Consider the following 20035-nt stretch of genomic DNA (forward strand, 5'->3'; position numbering starts at 1 on the left):
GGTCGGGGATATTGGGCCTCGTCCTGGCCGGCGGCCTGTCGCGGCGGATGGGCGGGGGCGACAAGCCCCTGCGCGTGCTCGCCGGACGCACCCTGCTGGAGCGCGTCGCCGAGCGCCTCGCGCCGCAATGCGCGGGCGGCCTCGTGCTCAGTGCCAACGGTGATCCCGCCCGCTTCCAGGCCGTGTTTTCCGGCGCCGTCCTGCCCGACACGATCCCGGATCATCCGGGGCCGCTGGCCGGCCTCCTCGCCGGGATGGAGGCGGCCGCGGAACGTCCCGGCATCACCCATGTCGCGAGCGTGCCCGGCGACGCGCCGTTCCTGCCGCACGACTTCGTCGCCCGGCTCGTCGCCGCGGCCGCGGCGGAGGGCCGGCCGATCGCGCTGGCGGCCTCGGGCGAGCGGCGCCACTTCACCTCCGCGCTGTGGCCGGTGGCGCTGCGCGACGACCTGCGCGGCTGGTTGGAGCGCGGCGAGCGGCGGGTCGGCGGCTTCATCGAGCGGCACGGGGCGGCGGTCGCGTCCTGGCCGGTGGAGCCGGTCGATCCCTTCCTCAACCTCAACGCACCGGAGGATCTGGCCGCCGCCGAGGCGATGCTGGCGCGGTGTCCCTGAGGTGTCGGCAAAGTGCCATCGGAGGGGCCGCAGATGTTGTGCCGGAGCCCCGGAATTCATATTTAAGTAACTGAAACGACGGCCTTTGGCTGGCGATGGGCTATCCCTCTCCTCCCCCTCATCCTGAGGTGCCGGAGCGAAGCGGAAGCCTCGAAGGATCCTCCAGGACTCGCGCGGGATCTGGAGGATCCTTCGAGGCCGCTTCGCGGCACCTCAGGATGAGGGGATTGGTCGGGATTGGCGGCCTGTTGACCTTTCCTTGGTAGTCCCCTCCGTCCGTCGGCGCTCTGCCGTGGGCGACCGAACCAGAATCCGAGAGAACGACGTTGGCAGACGACAACGACGCACCCGGCGCCGGCACGCCGCCGCCCGCGACCGACATCAAGCCCGTCTCCATCACCGACGAGATGCGTCGCTCCTATCTCGATTACGCCATGAGCGTGATCGTGAGCCGGGCGCTGCCCGATGCCCGCGACGGCCTCAAGCCGGTGCACCGGCGCATCCTCTACTCGGCCTTCGAGTCCGGGCACCTGCCGGAGCGCAAATACGTCAAGTCGGCCCGCATCGTCGGCGACGTGATCGGTCAGTACCACCCGCACGGCGACCAATCGATCTACGACGCCTTGGTCCGCATGGCGCAGGACTTTTCGATGCGCCTGATGCTCATCGACGGGCAGGGCAATTTCGGCTCGGTCGACGGCGATCCGCCCGCGGCCATGCGCTACACCGAGTCGCGGCTCGCCCGGCCGGCGATCTCGCTGCTCAGCGACATCGACAAGAACACCGTCGACTTCCAGTCGAACTACGACGATTCCCGCGAGGAGCCGACGGTTCTGCCGGCGCGCTTCCCGAACCTTCTGGTCAACGGCGCGGGCGGCATCGCGGTGGGCATGGCCACCAACATCCCGCCGCACAATCTCGGCGAGCTGGTCGATGCCTGCGTCGCCCTGATCGACGATCCGGCCCTCACCATCGAGGCGCTCAACGAGATCGTGCCGGGTCCTGACTTCCCCACCGGCGGCATGATCCTGGGCCGCGCCGGCACGCGGCAGGCCTACACCACCGGCCGCGGCTCGATCATCATGCGCGCCCGCTCGCATGTGGAGGAGCTGCGGAAAGAGCGCGAGGCGCTGATCTTCACCGAGATCCCGTATCAGGTGAACAAGGCGACGCTGATCGAGAAGATCGCCGAGCTGGTGAAGGACAAGCGCATCGAGGGCATCTCGGACCTGCGCGACGAATCCGACCGCGACGGCATGCGCATCGTCGTCGAGATCAAGCGCGACGCCATGGCCGACGTCGTGCTGAACCAGCTCTACCGCTACACCCCGCTCCAGACCTCGTTCGGCGCCAACATGGTGGCGTTGAACGGCGGGCGGCCGGAGCTGATGAACCTGAAGGACCTGCTCCTGGCCTTCAACGACTTCCGCGAGGAGGTCGTCTCCCGGCGCACCAAGTTCCTGCTCAACAAGGCCCGCGAGCGCGCCCACGTGTTGTGCGGCCTCGCCATCGCCGTCGCCAACATCGACGAGGTGATCCGCCTGATCCGCACCTCGCCGGATCCGAACACCGCCCGCGAAGCCTTGATGGCCCGCGACTGGCCGGCGCACGACATCGCCCCGCTGATCGCGCTGGTGGACGACCCGCGCCACCGGGTCGCCGACGACGGCACCTACCGCCTGTCCGAGACCCAGGCCCGCGCCATCCTCGACCTTCGCCTCCAGCGCCTCACCGCCCTCGGACGCGACGAGATCGGCGACGAACTGAAGAAGCTCGCCGACGAGATCGCCGACTATCTCGACATCCTGCGCTCGCGCGCCCGCATCCAGGCGATCGTCAAGCAGGAGCTCGCCGAGGTGCGCGAACTCTTCGCGACGCCCCGCAAGACCGAGATCATCGATTCCGATTTCAGCGTCGAGGACGAGGATCTGATCGCCCGCGAGGACATGGTCGTGACCGTGTCCCATGCCGGCTACGTCAAGCGCGTGCCGCTCTCGACCTACCGGGCGCAGAAGCGCGGCGGCAAGGGCCGCTCCGGCATGAGCACCCGCGACGAGGATTTCGTCACGCGGCTGTTCGTGGCGAACACGCACACGCCGGTCCTGTTCTTCTCCGACCAGGGCCAGGCCTACAAGGAGAAGGTCTGGCGCCTGCCGGTCGCCGCCCCGAACGCGCGGGGCAAGGCGCTCGTCAACATCCTGCACCTGCAGAACGAGGGCGAGCGCATCACCACGATCATGCCGCTGCCCGAGGACGAGGCGTCCTGGGAGACCCTCGACGTGATGTTCGCCACCGCCTCCGGCAATGTCCGCCGCAACAAGCTGTCCGACTTCGTGCAGGTCAACCGCAACGGCAAGATCGCGATGAAGCTCGATCCGGGCGACCACATCGTCCATGTCGAGATCTGCCGGGCCGACCAGAACGTGCTGCTCACCACCGCGCTCGGCCAGTGCATCCGCTTCCCCGTCGAGGACGTGCGCGTCTTCAAGGGCCGCGACTCGACCGGCGTGCGCGGCATTTCGCTGGCCAAGGACGACCGCGTCATCTCGATGGCGATCCTCAACGCCTTCGACGCCTCGCCCGAGGAGCGGGCCGGCTACCTGAAGATGCGCCGCGCCGTGATCGGCGATGCGGGCGAGGAGGCCGAGGCGCCGGAGGCCGAGGAGAGCACGGCCGAGGCGGCGATCTCGCTGGATCGCTACAACGAGATGGGCGGGGCCGAGCAATTCGTGCTGACCCTGTCCGAGCGCGGCTTCGGCAAGCGCTCGTCCTCCTACGAGTACCGCACCTCGGGCCGCGGCGGCAAAGGCATCACGGCGATGCGGGTCAACCCCCGCAACGGCCACCTCGTCGCCTCCTTCCCCGTGGAGGCCTCGGACCAGATCATGCTGGTCACCAATGCCGGCCAGCTCATCCGCGTGCCGGTGGACGACATCCGCATCGTCGGCCGCGCCTCGCAGGGCGTGACGGTGTTCAACACCGACAAGGCCGAGCGCGTCGTCTCGGTGGAGCATATCGAGGGCGAGGAGGAGAACGGCGAGGACGAGGCCTGAGTGGCGGACGCTCTCGGTCTTTTCCTCTCGCTCGACGTCATTCCGGGGCCGCGCAGCGGAACCCGGAATCCATGAAGAGACGCGACACTCGGTTCAGCCGCGCGTCACAGGTGGATTCCGGGTTCGCCTTCGGCGCCCCGGAATGACGGGTGTCGAGATTTGGAGGAAGGGCGGCCGTGCGTCGTCCGATCAGGCGTTCAACCGATCATAGAGATCGACCTAATTCGGATTCATTGCGTCGATCAGAGCGATCTTCCAGGCACGGCGCCATTTCTTGAGCGCCTTCTCACGCGCGATCGCCTCATCGATCCGATCGTAGACCTCGTACCAGACGAGACGATCGACGCCGTAGCGAGCCGTGAAACCCGGCGTCGCCTTGGTCTTGTGCTCCCACACGCGCCGGCTCAAATCGCGGGTGACGCCGAGATAGAGCGTGCCGTCCCGCTTATGCGCGAGAAGATAGACGGCACAGATCACATTGTCCTCTCCGTCATTCCGGGGCGCCGAAGGCGAACCCGGAATCTACCCGTGATGCCATGCTTGGCCGCATATCACGGATGGATTCCCGGTTCCGCTGCGCGGCCCCGGAATGACGGCGGGATGTGACGACGCGGAAAGCCGATCGGGTTCCGTTTGCGGGGAAAATGCTCTAGGCCCGTCCCGTGACGACCCGCACCGCCCTCTATGCCGGCTCCTTCGATCCGGTCACCAACGGCCACCTCGACGTGGTGCGGCAGGCCTGCCGCCTCGTGCCGCGGCTGGTGCTGGCCATCGGCGTCCATCCGGGCAAGGCGCCCCTGTTCTCGGCCGAGGAGCGCGCCGCCCTGCTGCGCGAGACCTGCGGACCGCTCGCCGACGCGGAGGAGGCGAGCCTGGAGGTCGTGACCTTCGACGACCTCGCCGTCTCGGCCGCTCGGCGCTGCGGCGCCAGCCTGTTCATCCGCGGTCTGCGCGACGGCACCGACCTCGACTACGAGATGCAGCTCGCCGGCATGAACGGCGCCATGGCGCCCGAGGTCCAGACCGTGTTCCTGCCCGCCTCCACCGGCGTGCGGCCGATCACCGCGACGCTGGTGCGCCAGATCGCGGCGATGGGCGGCGACGTCTCGCCCTTCGTCCCGTCCGTCGTCGCCCAGCGGCTCGCCGCCCGTTTCGCGAAATCCTGATCCCCACCACGGAGCTTCCGCCCGCATGAATCGCCGCCACGCCCTCCTCGGCCTCGCTCTCTCCGCCGCGCTCTTCGCCGCCCCGGCGCGGGCCGGCGAGAACACCGTCACCCTCGAGACCAAGGACGGGCGCGTCACGATCGAGCTGCGCCCGGAGATCGCGCCGAAGCACGTCAAGCAGCTCAAGACGCTGATCTCCCAAGGATTCTACAACGGCCTGAAGTTCCACCGGGTCATCGACGGCTTCATGGTCCAGACCGGCGACCCCAAGGGCAACGGCACCGGCGGCTCCAGCTTGCCCAACATCCCCGCCGAGTTCTCCTCCGCCCCGTTCAAGCGCGGCACCGTCGGCATGGCCCGCTCGGGCGATCCGAACTCGGCCAACTCTCAGTTCTTCATTTGCATCGGCGACGCCGAGTTCCTGAACAACAACTACACCGTCGTCGGCGTCGTCACCTCCGGAATGGACGTGGTCGACAAGATCAAGAAGGGCTCCAAGGCCGATAACGGCTCGGTGCAGAACCCCGACAAGATCGTGAAGATGACGCTCGGAGGCGGCCAATAGCGGCCGGACGCACCGGGCGTCGCTGGGGCGGCGCTCTCGCCGGCCTCCTCGCGGCCGGGCTCGCCCTGCTCGTGCCGGGCAGGGCGGATGCGTTCGAGGGCATTGAACCCTGGCGCAGCCTGCCCCAGACCTTGCGGGGCACGCAGCGGGTACCGCTGCCCGCCTCGGAGGCGGAACCGGCCCCGGCCGACACTTTGCGGGGGCTCTATCCGGCGCTCGCCGCCTGCTGGCGGGTGCCCGAGGGCTTGAGCCGGTTCGAGCGGGCGGAGATCACGGCGCGCCTCTCCCTGCGCCGGGACGGCTCGGTGATCGGCACGCCGCAGATCACCTTCGCGAAGGCGCCGGGCGACGCGCGGACCCGGGACATCCTGATTCGGGCGACGCTCGACGCGATCGCCCGCTGCACGCCGGTCCGGCTCACCCCGGCCCTCGGCGGAGCCATCGCGGGGCGCCCCCTGGCGCTGCGCTTCATCTACGACGGACCCAAAGGACAGGGAATTTAAGCCATGGCAGAGACGAACGAGACCATCGTCCTGGAGACCACCAAGGGCCGCGTCGTCATCGCGCTGCGCCCCGACCTCGCCCCCAACCACGTCGAGCGGATCAAGACCCTGGCCTCCCAGGGCTTCTACGACGGCGTGCCGTTCCACCGGGTCATCGACGGCTTCATGGCCCAGACCGGCGACCCGACCGGCACCGGCTCCGGCGGCTCTGAGCTGCCCGACCTGAACGCCGAGTTCAACGCCGAGCCGCACGTGCGCGGCACCTGCTCGATGGCGCGCACCAACTTCCCGCACTCGGCCAACTCGCAGTTCTTCATCTGCTTTTCCGACGCCCGCTTCCTCGACCGCCAGTACACGGTGTGGGGCAAGGTGATCGAGGGCATGGAAGTGGTCGACACGATCAAGCGCGGCGAGCCCGTGCGCGATCCCGATCGGATCGTGAAGGCGACCGTCGCGGCGGCGTAACAGGGATTTCCCCTCCCCCTTGCGGGGAGGGGTTCGGGGTGGGGGTCGTTCCGGACGAGGCTCAGCGGTGCCTCCTGCACCACCCCCACCTCCGGCTCCTCCCCGCAAGGGGGAGGAGAGAAGCCCTCACCCCTCCGGCGGCTCCTTGAGCCCCGCGGCCTCTTCCAGCCACGTCAGGATCTCCGGAGCCCGCCAGGGCTTGGGCATGAAGGTCGCGGTGACGCGCAGGTCGCTCGGCTGGTCGCCCGCGTCGCCCGAGGTCAGCAGCATGCGGATGCGCGGCCAGGTCACGCCGATGATGCGCGCCAGCTCGAAACCGCCGATCGTGCCCGGCGTGCGCACGTCGGAGAAGACCACGTCGATCCCGTCGCCGCGCTGGCGCAGGATGTCGAGGGCGCGCTCGGCCGTCTCGGCCTCGATCACCTCGAAGCCTTTCTCCTCCAGCAGCTCGGCCGCGAGGTAGCGCTCGTCGGGCTCGTCCTCGACGACGAGGATGACGGGCCGGCGGCCTGTGGGTCGTGCGTCACTCATGACCGGTCACTCATGACCCTGGCATATCTTGAGAGCTCGCGGGAAAAACGCAGATTGCGCGTCCCACGCGACATCCTCCGGCAAAGTCCCCGGCAGACATTACGATAGAACGGCGGGGCCGAACGTCTGTCGTTCAGCGGCAACAGCAGGCGGTTTTGTTGCATCCGCCAGGGTGACGCATGCAGTTTCGAGGTGGGATAAGCCGTCGCACCCGCACTGCGTGCAGGGCTCTCGGCGCGGAATCATCGCCGACTCGGCGGTCAAGCCGACGCCCGGAATAAAATCCGCATTTTCAACAGGGATGGCAACGATCGGACGGTTGACGGGTTACGGCTCAGGTGCGTTCACTCTTTGTTCTAAGAGACGTCCCGCAAGCCAACCCTCGAACCCGCGCCCATGCCCTCTCCCCGCTCCCCCGACGCGCCGACGCTGGCCGAGCTTCGCCGGCTGACGGATACCGCCGGGCTTGGTGCCGGATCCGGCGCCGGGTCCGAGGCCCAACCCACCCTGCCCTTCGGCGTCGGCGGGCTCGACACGGCCCTGCCCGGCGGCGGGCTGGCGCTGGGCGCGCTCCACCAGATCCACGAGGGGGGCCCGCGCGGGCGCTACGCCGCCACCGCCGTGCTGTTCGCCGGCGGCATCCTGGCCCGGCTCGACGGGCCGGTGCTGTGGTGCCTGCACAGCCGCGACCTGTTCGCCCCGGCCCTGGCCCGGGTCGGGCTCCATCCCGACCGGGTCGTCTATTGCGAGACGTGGCGCGATGCCGAGGTGCTGCCGGCCATGGAAGAGGGCCTGCGCCACCGTGGGCTCGCCGGGGTCGTCGGCGAGCTCACTCGCATGGGGCTCACCCCCTCCCGCCGGCTCCAGCTCGCGGCGGAGGGATCGGGCGTCACCGCGCTCGTCGTGCACCGGCTCTGCGCGGGCGAGGCCGCCGAGCCCGAGCCCAGCGCCGCGCGAACCCGCTGGCGGGTGGCGCCCGCTCCCTCGGACGGACCGAACCGTCGCGTGGACCGTCATCTGGGCCGGCCGCGCTGGCGGCTCGAGTTGCAGCGCAGCCGCGGCGGGGCGCCGGGGGCTTGGATCGTGGAGGCATGCGATGCGCAGGGTCGTCTCGCTGTACCTGCCGGCCTGGCCGACCGACCGGCTGCGCCGGAGCGGGTCCAGCGCCGCGCCGCCGGATGAGCCCCTCGCCACCGTGGCGCAGGATGGCGCCCGGCGCGTGCTCGCCGGCGTGGACGCCGCCGCCCGCCGCCTCGGCCTGCGCCCGGGCATGAGCGCGGCCCACGCCCAGGCGCTGGTGCCGGGCCTGCACCTCGTGCCCGCCGCGCCCGAGGCGGATGCGGCGGCGCTGGAGCGGCTCGGCCTGTGGTGCCAGCGCTACGCGCCGATCGTGGCCCTCGACCCGCCCGACGGGCTCCTGATCGACGTCACCGGCGCCGCGCATCTGTTCGGCGGCGAGGCGCCGCTGCTCGCCGACCTCGCCGCCCGCCTGGAGCGAACGGGCATCGCGGTTCGGCTGGCACTCGCCGACACGCCGGGCGGCGCCTGGGGTCTGGCCCGCTTCGGCGCGGGCGGGATCGTGCCGCCGAGCGGCGCGGCGCAGGCCTTGGCGCCCCTGCCGGTGGCGGCTTTGCGGCTCGGCCCCGAGGCGGTGCGGGCGCTGCAGGATGTCGGCCTGACGCGCGTCGGCGAGCTGACGGACAAGCCGCGCGCCGCCCTGCGGCTGCGCTTCGGTGCCGAACTGCTGTTCCGCCTCGACCGGGCGCTCGGCCGCGAGCCGGAGCCGCTGGCGGCGCTCGCCGTGCCCGAGACGCCCTGCGTGGCCCTGCGCTTCGCCGAGCCGGTCGGCGCCCGCGAGAGCCTGGAGCGGGTCGTGGCCGATCTCTGCACCCGGCTCGTGCCGGAGCTGGAGCGGCGCGGCCTCGGCGCCCGCCGGCTCGACCTCGTCTTCGTCCGGGTCGACCGCCTCGATCAGGCGATCCGGATCGGCACGGCGCGGCCGAGCCGCGACGCCGCCCACCTCGCCCGACTGCTCGCCGAGCGCCTCGCGCTCGTCGATCCCGGCTTCGGCATCGAGGAGGCGTGGCTCGGCGCCTCGCGGGTCGAGCCCCTTGCCGCGCGTCAAGCGAGCCATCTCGCCGCCGGCCCGCAGGCGCCGGACCTCGCCGCCCTGGTCGATACCCTGCTCGTGCGCCTCGGCGCCGCCCGCGTCTACCGGCTGGCGCCGGTGGAGAGCGACCTGCCCGAGCGGGCGGTGCGGCGGGTGCCGGCCTTGGCCGATCCCCTCGGCGCCGTCTGGCCCACCGACCTGCCCCGCCCGGCGCGGCTGCTGGCGCCGCCGGAGCCGGTCACGGCCGTGGCCGAGATCCCCGACGCGCCGCCGCTGTTCTTCGTCTGGCGCAACACCCGCCACCTCATTGCCCGCGCCGACGGGCCGGAGCGCATCCTCGGCGAGTGGTGGGTCGCGGATGCCGAGGCCGACCTCGCCCGCGACTATTACCGGGTCGAGACGGAAGCCGGCGAGCGCTTCTGGCTGTTTCGCGACGGGCCGATGGAGGCGCAGGGGCGCTGGTGGCTGCACGGGCTCGGCGAGGCGTGAGCACACCGGAGCTTCAGGTCACGACGCACTTCTCCTTCCTGCGCGGCGCGTCGAGCCCGGAGGAACTGTTCTCGGCTGCGAGCCTCCTCGGCATCCCGGCGCTCGGGGTGACCGATCACGGCTCGCTCGCCGGGATGGTGCGGGCGCATCAGGCGGCGAAGGTGACGGGCGTGCGCCTCGTCGTCGGCTGCCGGCTCGACCTCGACGATCTTTCCTCGCCGCTGCTCGTCTATCCGACCGACCGGGCCGCCTACGGCCGGCTCTGCCGCCTGCTCAGCCTGGGCAAGGCGCGCGGCGGCAAGGGCCGCTGCCGCCTGACATGGGCCGACCTCGGGGAGTGGCACGAAGGACTTTTCGCGATCCTTCTCCCCGAACGGCCGGGGCCGACCCTCCCGGACGCTCTCGCCCAGTTCAAGAAAACGTTCGGAGCCCGCGCCTCCCTCGCGCTGACCCGCCGCTTCCGCCCCGACGACGCGGACAGGCTCGACGCGTTGGCCGCCGCCGCGCGCGCCGCGCGGGTGCCCGCCGTCGCCACCGGCGACATCCTCTACCACGTCGCGGGACGGCGCCGCCTGCAGGACGTGGTGACCTGCATCCGGCTCGGACTCACCATCGACCGGGCGGGCTTCGCCAAGGAGCGCCACGCCGACCGCTTCCTCAAACCCCCGGCCGAGACCGCGCGCCTGTTCGCGCGCTTCCCCGAGGCGCTGGCGCGGGCGGACGAGATCGCCGCCGCCTGCACCTTCTCGCTGGACGACCTCGCCTACACCTACCCGACGGAAGCCCGCGCGGACGGGCTCTCGCCGCAGGAGCGCCTGGAAACCCTCACCTGGGCCGGCGCGCAGCGGCGCTATCCGGCCGGCGTGCCGGAGATGGTGACGCGCCAGCTGCGCCACGAACTCGACCTGATCGGGCGGCTCGCCTACGCCCCCTACTTCCTCACGGTCGAATCGATCGTCGCCTTCGCCAACGGCCAGAAGATCCTGTGCCAGGGCCGCGGCTCGGCCGCCAACTCCGCGGTCTGCTTCTGTCTCGGCATCACCTCGATCGATCCGATCCGGCAGAACCTGCTGTTCGAGCGCTTCGTCTCCGAGGCGCGCCGCGAGCCGCCCGACATCGACGTCGATTTCGAGCACGAGCGCCGCGAGGAGGTGATCCAGTGGATTTTCCGGACCTACGGCCGCCACCGCTCGGCGCTCACCGCCATCGTCAGCCGCTTCCGCTCACGGGGTGCCTTGCGCGAGGTCGGCAAGGTGATGGGCCTGCCCGAGGACGTGACCGGCGCCCTCAACCGCCTGACCTGGAGCTGGAGCAGCGAGGGCGTCGGCGAGCGGGAGCTGCGCGAACTCAACCTCAACCCCGGCGACCGGCGCCTGCGCCTGACGCTGGAGATCGCCCGCGAGCTGATCGGCGTGCCGCGCCACCTCTCGCAGCATCCCGGCGGCTTCGTCCTGACGCTGGACCGGCTCGACGAGCTGGTGCCGGTGGAGCCCGCGGCGATGGCCGACCGTCAGGTCATCGAGTGGGACAAGGACGATATCGACGCCCTCAAGTTCATGAAGGTCGACGTGCTCGGGCTCGGCATGCTCGGCTGCCTGCGCCGCGCCTTCGATTTGTTGGCCGAGGTCAAGAACGAGCCGCTCGATCTTGCTTCGATCCCCGCGAAGGATGAGGCCACCTTCGCGATGATCCGGCGCGCCGACACGCTGGGCGTGTTCCAGATCGAGAGCCGCGCGCAGATGGCGATGCTGCCGCGGATGGCCCCCAGAAAATTCTACGACCTCGTGATCGAGGTGGCGATCGTGCGTCCGGGCCCGATCCAGGGCGACATGGTCCACCCCTACCTGCGCCGCCGCCAGGGTCTCGAGGAGGTGACCTACCCGACGCCCGAGCTGAAGGCGGTGCTGGAGAAGACCCTCGGCGTGCCGCTGTTCCAGGAGCAGGCGATGCAGGTGGCGATGGTCGGCGCCGGCTTCTCGGCGACCGAGGCCGACGAACTCCGCCGCTCCATGGCGACCTTCAAGTTCACCGGCGGGGTCCACCGCTTCCAGGAGCGCCTCGTCGAGGGCATGGTCGCCAACGGCTACGCCAGGGACTTCGCCGAGCGCACCTTCAAGCAGCTCGAAGGCTTTGGCTCCTACGGCTTCCCCGAGAGCCACGCCGCCTCCTTCGCGCTGCTCGCCTACGCCTCCTCCTGGATGAAGTGCCACCATCCGGACGTGTTCTGCGCCGCGCTGCTCAACGCGCAGCCCATGGGCTTCTACGCCCCCGCGCAGATCGTCCGCGACGCCCGCGCCCACGGCGTCGAGATCCGCCCGCTCGACGTGAATTTTTCGGAGTGGGACTGCACCCTCGAACCGCTCGGCGAGGGCCGGAAGCTCTTCGCGGTGCGCCTGGGCCTGCGCCTCGCCGGCGGCCTGCCCGAGGGGGACGGACGGCGTCTCGCCAGGGCGAGGGCTGAGCGCCCCTTCGTCTCCCTGCCCGAACTGGCCGACCGGACCGGCCTCCCGGCGGCCTCCCTGACCTGCCTCGTGCGGGCCGACGCGTTCCGCTCCCTCGGCCTCAACCGGCGCGAGGCGGCCTGGGCGGCCAAGGCCCTGCGGTCCGACCCCCTGCCCCTCTTCGCCGCCCTGTCCGAGACGACGGCAGCCGAGCCGGCGGAAGGAGCCGAGCCGGCCGTGTCGCTGCCGGCCCTGAGCCAGGGCGGCGAGGTCGTGGCCGATTACTGCGCCAAGGGCCTCAGCCTGCGCGCGCACCCCCTCGCCTTCCTGCGCGAGACCCTGGGGGGTCTGGGCGCCCGGCCCTGCGCGGCGCTGGATCGGGCGCGCGACGGGACGGGCATCGTCGTGGCCGGGATCGTGCTGATGCGCCAGCGGCCGGGCTCGGCCAAGGGCACGATGTTCATGACCCTGGAGGACGAGACCGGCATCGCCAACCTGATCGTCCGGCCCGACTTGTTCGACCGGCAGCGCCGGGTCGTGCTCGGCGCTCGGCTGATGGCCTGCCGCGGCCGGGTGCAGCGGGTCGGCCAAGTCGTCCACCTCGTGGCGGCGGAGCTGTTCGACCGCTCCGGCCTGCTGCGGCGGATCGGCGAGGAGGAGGAGGCCATCGCCCTGCGCACCGGCCGCGGCGACGAGACCGGCCAGGAGATCCGGCCCGATCCGCGCGCGTCGGCGCTGCCGGTGCGGGCGCGGAATTTCCGCTGACCGGCGGCTCTCCCTTTCCATGCATCCATCCTGCCTCCGCCGGGTTCCCGCACCGATGCCGGCCGCCGCTCCGCGGCACAGAGGAAGGGTCCGCCCACCGCATGCACACGACGTCCCCCACCCGCGACATCGCCCTCGTGCTCGGCGGCGGCAACGCGCTCGGCGCCTACCATTCCGGGGCCTTCGAGGTTCTTCAGGCCCGCGGCATCCGGCCGGACCGGGTGGTCGGCGCATCCATGGGAGCCATCACCGGGGCGATCATCGCCGGCAACGCGCCGGAGGACCGGATCGACCGGCTTCACCGCTTCTGGAACGAGGCGACCCTGCAGACCGGCCTCACCGGCACCGATCTCCTCAAGCCGCGGCAGTACTACAACGCCCTGCACGCGCTCCTGACGCTGGTCTGGGGGCGACCGAACATCTTCACGCACCGCTATCCCGGCCTGTGGTCGGCGCTGCCCTGGGTGCCCAACGACGTCGCCCTGTTCGATCACCGGCCCCTGCTCGGCACCCTGAGCCGGCTGGTCGATTTCGAGCGCCTGAACCGGGCCGAGATCCGTCTCACCGTCGCCTGCATCGACGTGGCGACCGGCGAGGAGGTCTATTTCGACAACACCCGCGAGAGGCTCGGGCCCGAGCACATCCTGGCGAGCGCGGCCCTGCTGCCGGCCTTCCCGCCGGTCGAGGTGGGCGGGCGGATGCTGTGCGATGCCGGCTACACCAACAACCTGCCCCTCGATCCCCTGTTCGAGCCCGAGCCGACCCGCGACCTGCTCTGCATCGCCCTCGACCTGTTCTCCCTGCGGGCCGACACGCCGCGCTCCCTCGACGCGGTGCTGGAACGGGCCAACGACCTCATCTTCGCCAGCGCCGCCCGGCGCGCGGTCGCGGGGCTCGCGCGCAGCTACGCCCTGCGCGAGCGGCTCGATCCGGACGGGCCGGTCGCGACGCTGCTGCACCTCGTGCACCGGGCCGGCGCCGACCAGCTGGCCTCGAAGAGCTTCGACTTCTCACCCTCCTCGATCCGCGACCGCTGGCAGGCGGGCGCCCGCGACATGGAGCGGGGTCTCGACCGGCTGGCCGCGCTGCCGCCCGCGCAGGGGCGTTTCCGCTACGCAAGCCCGTGACCGCGCGCCGCTCACCCCTCGGGGACGGCCTGGATCTCCGCCGTGCTGGCCAGGATCGTCTCCTGCAGCGCCGTCGCGACGGCGTGCTGACGGCCCGAGCCGAGCACCACGAACTCGACCTCGCCGATCGGGGGCAGCCCGGCCGTCGCCGGGATCGGGGCCAGCCCCGGCGGCATCACCCGGGCCGAGTGCGGCGCGATGCCCAGACCCGCCTCGACGGCCGCGCGCAGCCCCATCAGGCTGCCGGTCGTGCAGGCGATCCGCCAGCCGCGGCCCGCCGCGTCGAGGGCATCGAGGGCCAGGATGCGCGTCATCGACGGCGGCGGATAGAGGACCAGGGGCAACGGCAGCGCCGGATCGGGCACGAAGCCGGGCCGGCCCGCCCAGATCAACTCCTCCGCCCAGGCCAGTTCGCCGCGCGGATCGCCGCGTCGGCGCTTGCAGAAGATCACGTCCAGCTCGCCCGCGTCGTAGCCCTGGTAGAGGGCCCGGCTGAGGCCGACCGTCAGCTGCAGATCGACGGACGGGTGCCGGTCCGCGAACCGCGCCAGAACCTGGGCGAGGGCCGACAGGGTGCAGTCTTCGGAGACGCCGAGGCGGATGCGGCCGCGCAGGCCGCCCGGCGAGAAGAAGGCACGAAGCCGGTCATGCGCCTCAAGCACGTCGCGGGCGAAGCCGACCATGGCCTGGCCGTCTGGCGTCAGGGCGACCCGATGGGTGTCCCGCATGAGGAGCGAGCGGTCCAGCGCCTGTTCCAGCCGCGCGATATGCCCGCTGACCGTGGATTGCCGCACGCCGAGCGCCTGCGCGGCGGCCGTGAAGCTGCCGCTTTCGACGACGGACAGGAACGAGCGGATCTGTTCGACGTTCAGGTTGCTCATCATGGTTCGTGATAGCCGATATCCTTACCGCGCGGCGCGCGGGAGGCTTAAGGTCCGGGCCGAATCCGCGTCCCATCACCAGAGGCAGGTTTCTCGCGATGAACGCCCCCGTGGCCATCACCATGATCTTCATCGGCGGCTTTGTCGCGATCCCCGCCTTCGGCAAATGGGCCCATCAGATCACGGAAGGGCTCCTCTTCCTTCTGGCGACCCTCGTGCTGGTGATTGCGATCATCTACGCTTGCGATCGCTGGCCGGATTACTACGCCAACCCCAAAGTGCCGATCACCGTGACGACGACCCCGGTCGACGATTAGCGCGCGGTCCGGCGAAGGGTCGCCGGTTCGTCGAGAGAATGCGCGTCCGAGCAAGGGTCCGGAGACGCCGACCCGATGCGATCAGGTCGGGCAGGGATCTAGCGCATCGCAATCCCTCCAACGTCTGGAGATCAGGGGAGGTCTCTTGAAGCCGCAGATCTCGGGTGGCGGAACGTCCGCCGGAACCGCCCTCGCCTTCGTCGCCGGCTTCGTCGATGCGGCGGCCTTCATCGCGCTGACGGGCCTGTTCACGGCCCATGTCACCGGAAACTTCGTCCTCATCGGCGCCGAACTGATCGCGAGTTCGACCGGCGTGCTGGCGAAGCTTCTGGCGCTGCCCGTCTTCATGGGGGCGGTGGCGGGCGCCCGCATCCTCGCGCTGCTCCTGCAGCGGCGGGAGGCCGATCCGCTGCCCTGGCTGCTCGCCCTCGAGGCGGCCCTCCTCGCGGGCTTCGGCGTGTGCGGGACCCTCTGGGCGCCGCTGGATGCGCCGGACGGTGCCCCGGCCCTGACCGTCGGCATGCTCGCCGTCGCGGCCATGGGCGTGCAGAACGCGATCGGCCGTCTCTCGCTCGGCCATCTCGCGCCGACCACGGTGATGACCGTGAGCGTGAGCCAAGCCGTCATCGACGCGACGGATCTCGCCCTGAGAACCTCCGGCAACCCCGCTCAGACCCGCGCGCGGTTGCTGCGCGTCCTGCCGGCCATCGCGGCCTTCGCCGTCGGCGCCCTGTGCGGCGCGTTCGGGATCGCCCACCTCGCCTTCGGCTCCGTCGTCCTGCCGATCATGGTCCTGGTCGGCCTGTTCACCCTCGTCGCGATGGCGCCGGCCGAAGCGAACGCCGCGACGTGAGCGGCGTCAGGCCCGCCGAGCTTCGACCGATCCTGAACCCCGCTCAGGTCCGCGCGGATCGGGCGAGCCCGAGGGATCGCCGCCACCAGCCGGGCGACGGCCAGGCCGGGGCCGGGCAGGATTGCCGCCGCGCCGCCAGCACGAGGTAGACGAGGGAGGCGAGGTGCCCGGCGCCCACCGCCGCCGCCGCGCCGCTGACGCCGCCGCCGCGCATCAGCGGGACCACCACGGCGAGCGACACGACCATGCTCACGCACAGCGACTCGAACAGCACCCGGGTGTTCTGCTTGGCGCGGAAGTAGTTGGAGGTGAGGTCGCGGGCCAGCACGATCACGACGCTGACCGAGAGGATGCGCAGGCAGTTGGCGTAGGCCGCGTATTCCGACCCGAAGATCAGGCGCAGCCACATCTCGCCGGGAACGGCGAGGACCGCCAGGATCGTGATGATCGGCACCCCGAGCTTCACGCCCGCGCGCAGCAGGTAGCTGCGCAGGGCCGCATCCCCGCCCTCGGCCTGGGCGCGGGCCGCGGCCACGGGCAGGACGTTCTCCGTGGCGGAGAGCAGCAGCAGAACGGTCCCGACGAGGTATTGCGCCGCCCGCAGGCCGCCGAGTTCCTCCAGGCCGAGGGTCGAGCCCGCCACCAGCCAGATGAGCTGCTCCTGGACGAAGGTGACGAAGACGATCGGCAGGAGCCAGCGCGCGAGCGGGATGTGGCGCCGGAAGACCGCACCGGTCTGCACGAGGCCGGGCCGGCGCAGGATCGGCCGGCCGACCGAGATGACGAAGGGCAGGCAGGTGGCCAGCGAGGTCGCCGCGAGCAGCCAGACGAAGCCGTTGCCGCCGATGACGTCATGCTCCAGCCAGAGCACCAGGGCGACGAGGGGGAAGCTCGCGGCGCGGGCGAAATCCATCAGCAGGGCCTGCACGCCCCGGCCTTTCGCGAACAGGAGGCGGCGCAGGGTGAACTGGAGGTTCTGCGCCAGCATCAGGGCGCAGGCCGCGAGGAGCGTCTCGCCCGACATCCCGGCGATCAGCAGGGCGATCACCACGAAGACGGCGCCGGGCACCGAGAGCAGGAAGGCGCCCGCGAGGATGGTCGCGGCGTAGGCGGTCGAGACCCCCTTGCGGGCGCCGACCAGCGTCATCATCGGCGCGGTGATGAGGGCGTTGTGCAGCGCCTGGGCGAAGGAGAGCACGATCAGGATCATCGCGAAATGCCCGAACTCGGCGATGCCGAGCAGGCGGGCGGCGGCGATGCCGCTGACGAAGCCGAAGCCGCTGACGACGCCCTGATCGGCCAGGGCCGCGAGCGCGGCGGGCGGACGCCGGACGAGGCCGGCGACGCGCCGGACGAGGCCGGTGAGCCGGCCGGGCGCGGTCGAGGCTTCGGTCATCGCGGATCTCCTGCTCGTGTCCTGGGTCAGCGGGTGGCCAGGACGGCCGTCGCGGCGCGGCGCAGCAGCCGGGTCCGGCTGAAGAGCCAGAGCGGGTTGGCCGCGACGACGTTGCGGCTGACGCCGCGCTTGAATTCGTAGACGCCCGGATTGCCGGCCGGGTCGATCCCGCCGAGATCGAGCACCGATGCCCCCTCGCGCCGGGCCCGCTCGATCATGCGCCAGAGCGCGAGGCGACCGGCGCCGGTGACCTTGGCCCGCTCGTTCGAGGCGACGTAGAAATCGGTCCAGCGGTTCGCCGTCCGGTGGATGATCCGCACCAGGATCGGTTCGTTCCGCTCGCGGATCTCAAGGAACACGAGATTCGGGTCGTTCGCGGCCAAGTCGCGGAAGGCCGCGGTGTCGAGGCTGTTGCGGAAACCCTTGCGCCGTTTCAGGGCGGCGTAGAGCCGGCCGAAGGTCTCGAAGGCGGACAGCCGCTCGGCCGGACCGCTCGGGAAGCCGGTCGTGAGGTCCGGGTTGCGCTCGGCAACCTTCAGCACGTCGCGCCAGCGGCCCTCCATGCCGGAGCGAATCCGCTCCGTTCCTTGAGTGAGATCGAGTTCCAGCGTGTGCGTCCGGGTGGTGACGACCGGCGCGAAGCCGTGGCCGAGCAGCGCCAGCGCCGCTGCCGGCGACTGGAACTGCTGGTAGTTCACGCCGAGCAGGTCGAAGCGCCGGAGGTGGAGATGGTCGAGGAAGGCGCGGAACACGGCGTCCGCCCGCTTCTCCCCCAGCGGCGTCAGGATCGGGCAGCCCTGCGCCAGCACGATGTGGCCGAGCCAGCGGCGGCGGCGCTGAACCTGCGCGTAGGCGAGCGCCTGCCCGTCGCCGGCGCGGATCGTGAACCGCTGCACGTCCCAGCCGACGCGACGCTTGTACTCGCCCCAGCGGCGCGACGCGTAGAGGCTGGCGCCCGGCTGCTGCCAGACCGCCGCGTCCCAATCGGGATCGTCCGTCACGTCGACGACCGTTGTTTGACCCACCCTGATAACCCTTCGCGTGCCGGACATCCCGAACCGGGACACTCCATGGCCTGCCTCCCGCTCCTCAGCAAGCCGCGAGCCAGGGCGCCCGCATCAATAGTGAAACCCATTGACCAGATTAACCGCCGTATTCCGGGATGGATTGTACAGGTGCCATCAGAACATTTTTGTGATAGCGCCTGACTCAAAGGGTGGGGCTGGGATGAAGCATTGGTTCAAGACGACGTTGCGCCGGGCGCCGGCGCTGCGCGCGCTCGCTCTGCGCGGCGGCGCCCTGTTCAAGTCGCTGGCCTGCGCCGAAGCCGGCCTCTACACCCTGTGCTACCATCAGGTGCCGGAAGCCCGGCAGGACCAGTTCGCCGCGCAGCTGCGCCATCTCGGCCGATATGGAGACTTCATCGACGCCGACGGGGCCATCGAGCGCCTCGCCGCGGGCTGGCCGGCCGGTGAGCGCGCCTTCCTCGTCACCTTCGACGACGGCTACGCCGACACCTTCGAGGTGGCGCGGCCCGTCCTCAAGGCCCTGGGCGTTCCGGGCATCGTCTTCCTCGTCAGCGACTGGATCGACGCACCGCCGGACACGCCGCCCGGTCTCGACCGGGCGACATCCCTGTCGCCGAGCGGCCGCCTCTACATGAACCGGGCCGAGGTGGCGGCCTGGTGTACGGACGGCCTCGACATCGGATCGCACACCGCCAGCCATCGGCGCCTGAGCCGGCTCGGCCGCGCCTCGGTCGCGGACGAGATTGCCCGCTCGCGGCGCGACCTCGCCGCCCTCACCGGCCGGGAGATCCGTCACTTCGCCTGCCCCTGGGGCGTGGCCGGCCACGATTTCAACCCGGAGCTCGATCCGCCTCTGGCCCTGGAGAGCGGCTACCGGACCTTCTTCACCACGCGGCGCGGCCGGGCGCTGGGCGCCGCCGACCTTTCCGCGATGCCCCGCTACGTGGTCGAACCGCACTGGCCGGTCTCCGACTTCGAGGCCCTGATGGGCGGCCGGAAGTCGGGATCGTGGGCAAAAGGAACGGCAAAAGGAACGGCTTGAGAAGATTTCCGGTCTACCGCTGGCGAGCGGCGCCGGGCCGGTCCAGCCCCGCGGCTCCCGATCCGAGGTCGCCCATCCATGCCAGCCGGTGCGAGTCCGTCCGCCATCGTCTCCGGTGAGTCCGGTCCGCCCCCGGTCGTCGTCGTGACCGGGGCGCTCGCGCCCTACACGCATGTCCTCTACGAGCGCCTGGCGGAACGGCTCGCCGACCGTGACGGGCGGGCCCTTCACGTCCTGTCCTGCACGCCGCGCGAGAGCGCCCGGCAATGGGTGATGCCGCCGCCGCGCCTCTATCGGCACGCGGTGCTGCCGGGCCTGCGCTGGCACCGCTCCTCGATCCGCAACCTCTACCTCAACCCGGCGGTGGTGCCGCGGCTCGCCGCCCTCCGCCCGGCGGCGGTCGTGCTCAACGACTTCTCGCCGACCATGCTGTTCGCCGCCGCGGCCACGCGCCTGCGGCGGATCCCCACCCTGGTCCGCACCGACGGGGTGATCGAGACCGATCCCGGTCAACGCTCGGCCCCGCATCGCTGGCTGCGCCGCGCCATCGTCTCGGGGGCCGCCGCCGGGATCGGGCCGAGCGAGGGCAGCGGCGCCGTGCTCGCCCGCTACGGTCTGCCGCCCGGACGGTTCGTCCTGAGCCCGCTCTTCCCCGCCTGGACGCCCCCCGCCCTGTGTCGTATACACAT

Annotated in this window: 19 protein-coding genes; 14 read left to right on the forward strand and 5 right to left on the reverse strand. The window is 71.2% G+C overall.

Going from position 1 to position 20035, the window contains the following annotated elements:
• Positions 1-11 precede the first annotated feature (11 nt).
• The gene (gene mobA, locus ABS772_RS09030) at positions 12-614 is read left to right on the forward strand and encodes a molybdenum cofactor guanylyltransferase MobA (RefSeq protein ID WP_350393882.1); all 603 of its coding nucleotides are present in this window, start codon (positions 12-14) and stop codon (positions 612-614) included.
• A gap of 326 nt (positions 615-940) precedes the next feature.
• Positions 941-3667, forward strand: coding sequence for a DNA gyrase subunit A (gyrA, locus tag ABS772_RS09035; RefSeq protein WP_350393884.1), 2727 nt, complete (start codon positions 941-943; stop codon positions 3665-3667).
• Between the two features lie 219 nt (positions 3668-3886).
• On the opposite strand, the gene ABS772_RS09040 is transcribed toward gyrA, so the two are convergent.
• Positions 3887-4144: a GIY-YIG nuclease family protein gene (locus ABS772_RS09040; protein ID WP_350393886.1), complete on the reverse strand. Its 258-nt coding sequence runs from the start codon at positions 4142-4144 to the stop codon at positions 3887-3889.
• Positions 4145-4329: 185 nt separating this feature from the next.
• Between ABS772_RS09040 and coaD the strand changes: the two genes are divergently transcribed.
• From coaD to ABS772_RS09060, 4 genes are all read left to right on the forward strand, one after another.
• A complete protein-coding gene (gene coaD / locus ABS772_RS09045) occupies positions 4330-4833 on the forward strand; it encodes a pantetheine-phosphate adenylyltransferase (protein WP_350393888.1) in 504 nt (167 codons plus the stop codon).
• A 25-nt stretch (positions 4834-4858) separates the two neighbouring features.
• Positions 4859-5398, forward strand: coding sequence for a peptidylprolyl isomerase (locus ABS772_RS09050; RefSeq protein WP_238257001.1), 540 nt, complete (start codon positions 4859-4861; stop codon positions 5396-5398).
• Positions 5399-5469: 71 nt separating this feature from the next.
• A complete protein-coding gene (locus ABS772_RS09055) occupies positions 5470-5901 on the forward strand; it encodes a hypothetical protein (RefSeq protein ID WP_350393890.1) in 432 nt (143 codons plus the stop codon).
• Between the two features lie 3 nt (positions 5902-5904).
• Complete coding sequence (locus tag ABS772_RS09060) at positions 5905-6366, forward strand: peptidylprolyl isomerase (protein WP_012456782.1); 462 nt, start codon at positions 5905-5907, stop codon at positions 6364-6366.
• A gap of 126 nt (positions 6367-6492) precedes the next feature.
• Here ABS772_RS09060 and ABS772_RS09065 read toward each other — a convergent pair whose 3' ends face one another.
• On the reverse strand, positions 6493-6897 hold the full coding sequence (locus ABS772_RS09065) for a response regulator (RefSeq protein ID WP_238257003.1): 405 nt from the start codon (positions 6895-6897) through the stop codon (positions 6493-6495).
• Positions 6898-7293: 396 nt separating this feature from the next.
• Between ABS772_RS09065 and ABS772_RS09070 the strand changes: the two genes are divergently transcribed.
• The 4 genes from ABS772_RS09070 to ABS772_RS09085 all read left to right on the forward strand — a co-directional run bounded on the left by ABS772_RS09070 (position 7294) and on the right by ABS772_RS09085 (position 13829).
• Positions 7294-8079 (forward strand): ImuA family protein, encoded by a 786-nt coding sequence (locus ABS772_RS09070; protein ID WP_350393893.1) that lies wholly within the window; start codon positions 7294-7296, stop codon positions 8077-8079.
• Entirely contained in the window at positions 7994-9496 is a 1503-nt protein-coding gene (locus ABS772_RS09075; protein WP_350393894.1) for a DUF6504 family protein, read from the forward strand. The genes ABS772_RS09070 and ABS772_RS09075 overlap by 86 nt, the downstream gene beginning before the upstream one ends.
• On the forward strand, positions 9493-12702 hold the full coding sequence (locus ABS772_RS09080; RefSeq protein ID WP_350393895.1) for an error-prone DNA polymerase: 3210 nt from the start codon (positions 9493-9495) through the stop codon (positions 12700-12702). Before ABS772_RS09075 ends, ABS772_RS09080 begins: the two co-directional genes overlap by 4 nt.
• Positions 12703-12803: 101 nt before the next feature.
• Positions 12804-13829, forward strand: coding sequence for a patatin-like phospholipase family protein (locus ABS772_RS09085; RefSeq protein WP_350393897.1), 1026 nt, complete (start codon positions 12804-12806; stop codon positions 13827-13829).
• Positions 13830-13840: 11 nt separating this feature from the next.
• Here ABS772_RS09085 and ABS772_RS09090 read toward each other — a convergent pair whose 3' ends face one another.
• Positions 13841-14710, reverse strand: coding sequence for a LysR family transcriptional regulator (locus ABS772_RS09090; RefSeq protein WP_350393898.1), 870 nt, complete (start codon positions 14708-14710; stop codon positions 13841-13843).
• A gap of 110 nt (positions 14711-14820) precedes the next feature.
• Here ABS772_RS09090 and ABS772_RS09095 point away from each other — a divergent pair, with 110 nt between their 5' ends.
• Both ABS772_RS09095 and ABS772_RS09100 read left to right on the forward strand, forming a co-directional pair.
• Complete coding sequence (locus ABS772_RS09095) at positions 14821-15027, forward strand: hypothetical protein (RefSeq protein ID WP_238257262.1); 207 nt, start codon at positions 14821-14823, stop codon at positions 15025-15027.
• Positions 15028-15172: 145 nt separating this feature from the next.
• On the forward strand, positions 15173-15880 hold the full coding sequence (locus ABS772_RS09100) for a YoaK family protein (RefSeq protein ID WP_350393900.1): 708 nt from the start codon (positions 15173-15175) through the stop codon (positions 15878-15880).
• Between the two features lie 43 nt (positions 15881-15923).
• On the opposite strand, the gene ABS772_RS09105 is transcribed toward ABS772_RS09100, so the two are convergent.
• Together ABS772_RS09105 and ABS772_RS09110 are read right to left on the reverse strand one after the other, a co-directional pair.
• Positions 15924-17276, reverse strand: coding sequence for a lipopolysaccharide biosynthesis protein (locus tag ABS772_RS09105; protein ID WP_350393901.1), 1353 nt, complete (start codon positions 17274-17276; stop codon positions 15924-15926).
• Positions 17277-17302: 26 nt separating this feature from the next.
• On the reverse strand, positions 17303-18301 hold the full coding sequence (locus tag ABS772_RS09110) for a lipid II:glycine glycyltransferase FemX (protein ID WP_350393902.1): 999 nt from the start codon (positions 18299-18301) through the stop codon (positions 17303-17305).
• Between the two features lie 202 nt (positions 18302-18503).
• Here ABS772_RS09110 and ABS772_RS09115 point away from each other — a divergent pair, with 202 nt between their 5' ends.
• Together ABS772_RS09115 and ABS772_RS09120 are read left to right on the forward strand one after the other, a co-directional pair.
• Positions 18504-19346, forward strand: a complete 843-nt coding sequence (locus tag ABS772_RS09115) for a polysaccharide deacetylase family protein (RefSeq protein ID WP_350393904.1) — start codon at positions 18504-18506, stop codon at positions 19344-19346.
• A 78-nt stretch (positions 19347-19424) separates the two neighbouring features.
• Positions 19425-20035 (forward strand): glycosyltransferase (locus ABS772_RS09120; RefSeq protein ID WP_350393905.1); only part of this gene is annotated, 611 nt, incomplete at its 3' end.

The sequence above is a fragment of the Methylorubrum podarium genome, assembly GCF_040270385.1.
Classification (GTDB): Bacteria; Pseudomonadota; Alphaproteobacteria; order Rhizobiales; family Beijerinckiaceae; genus Methylobacterium; species Methylobacterium podarium.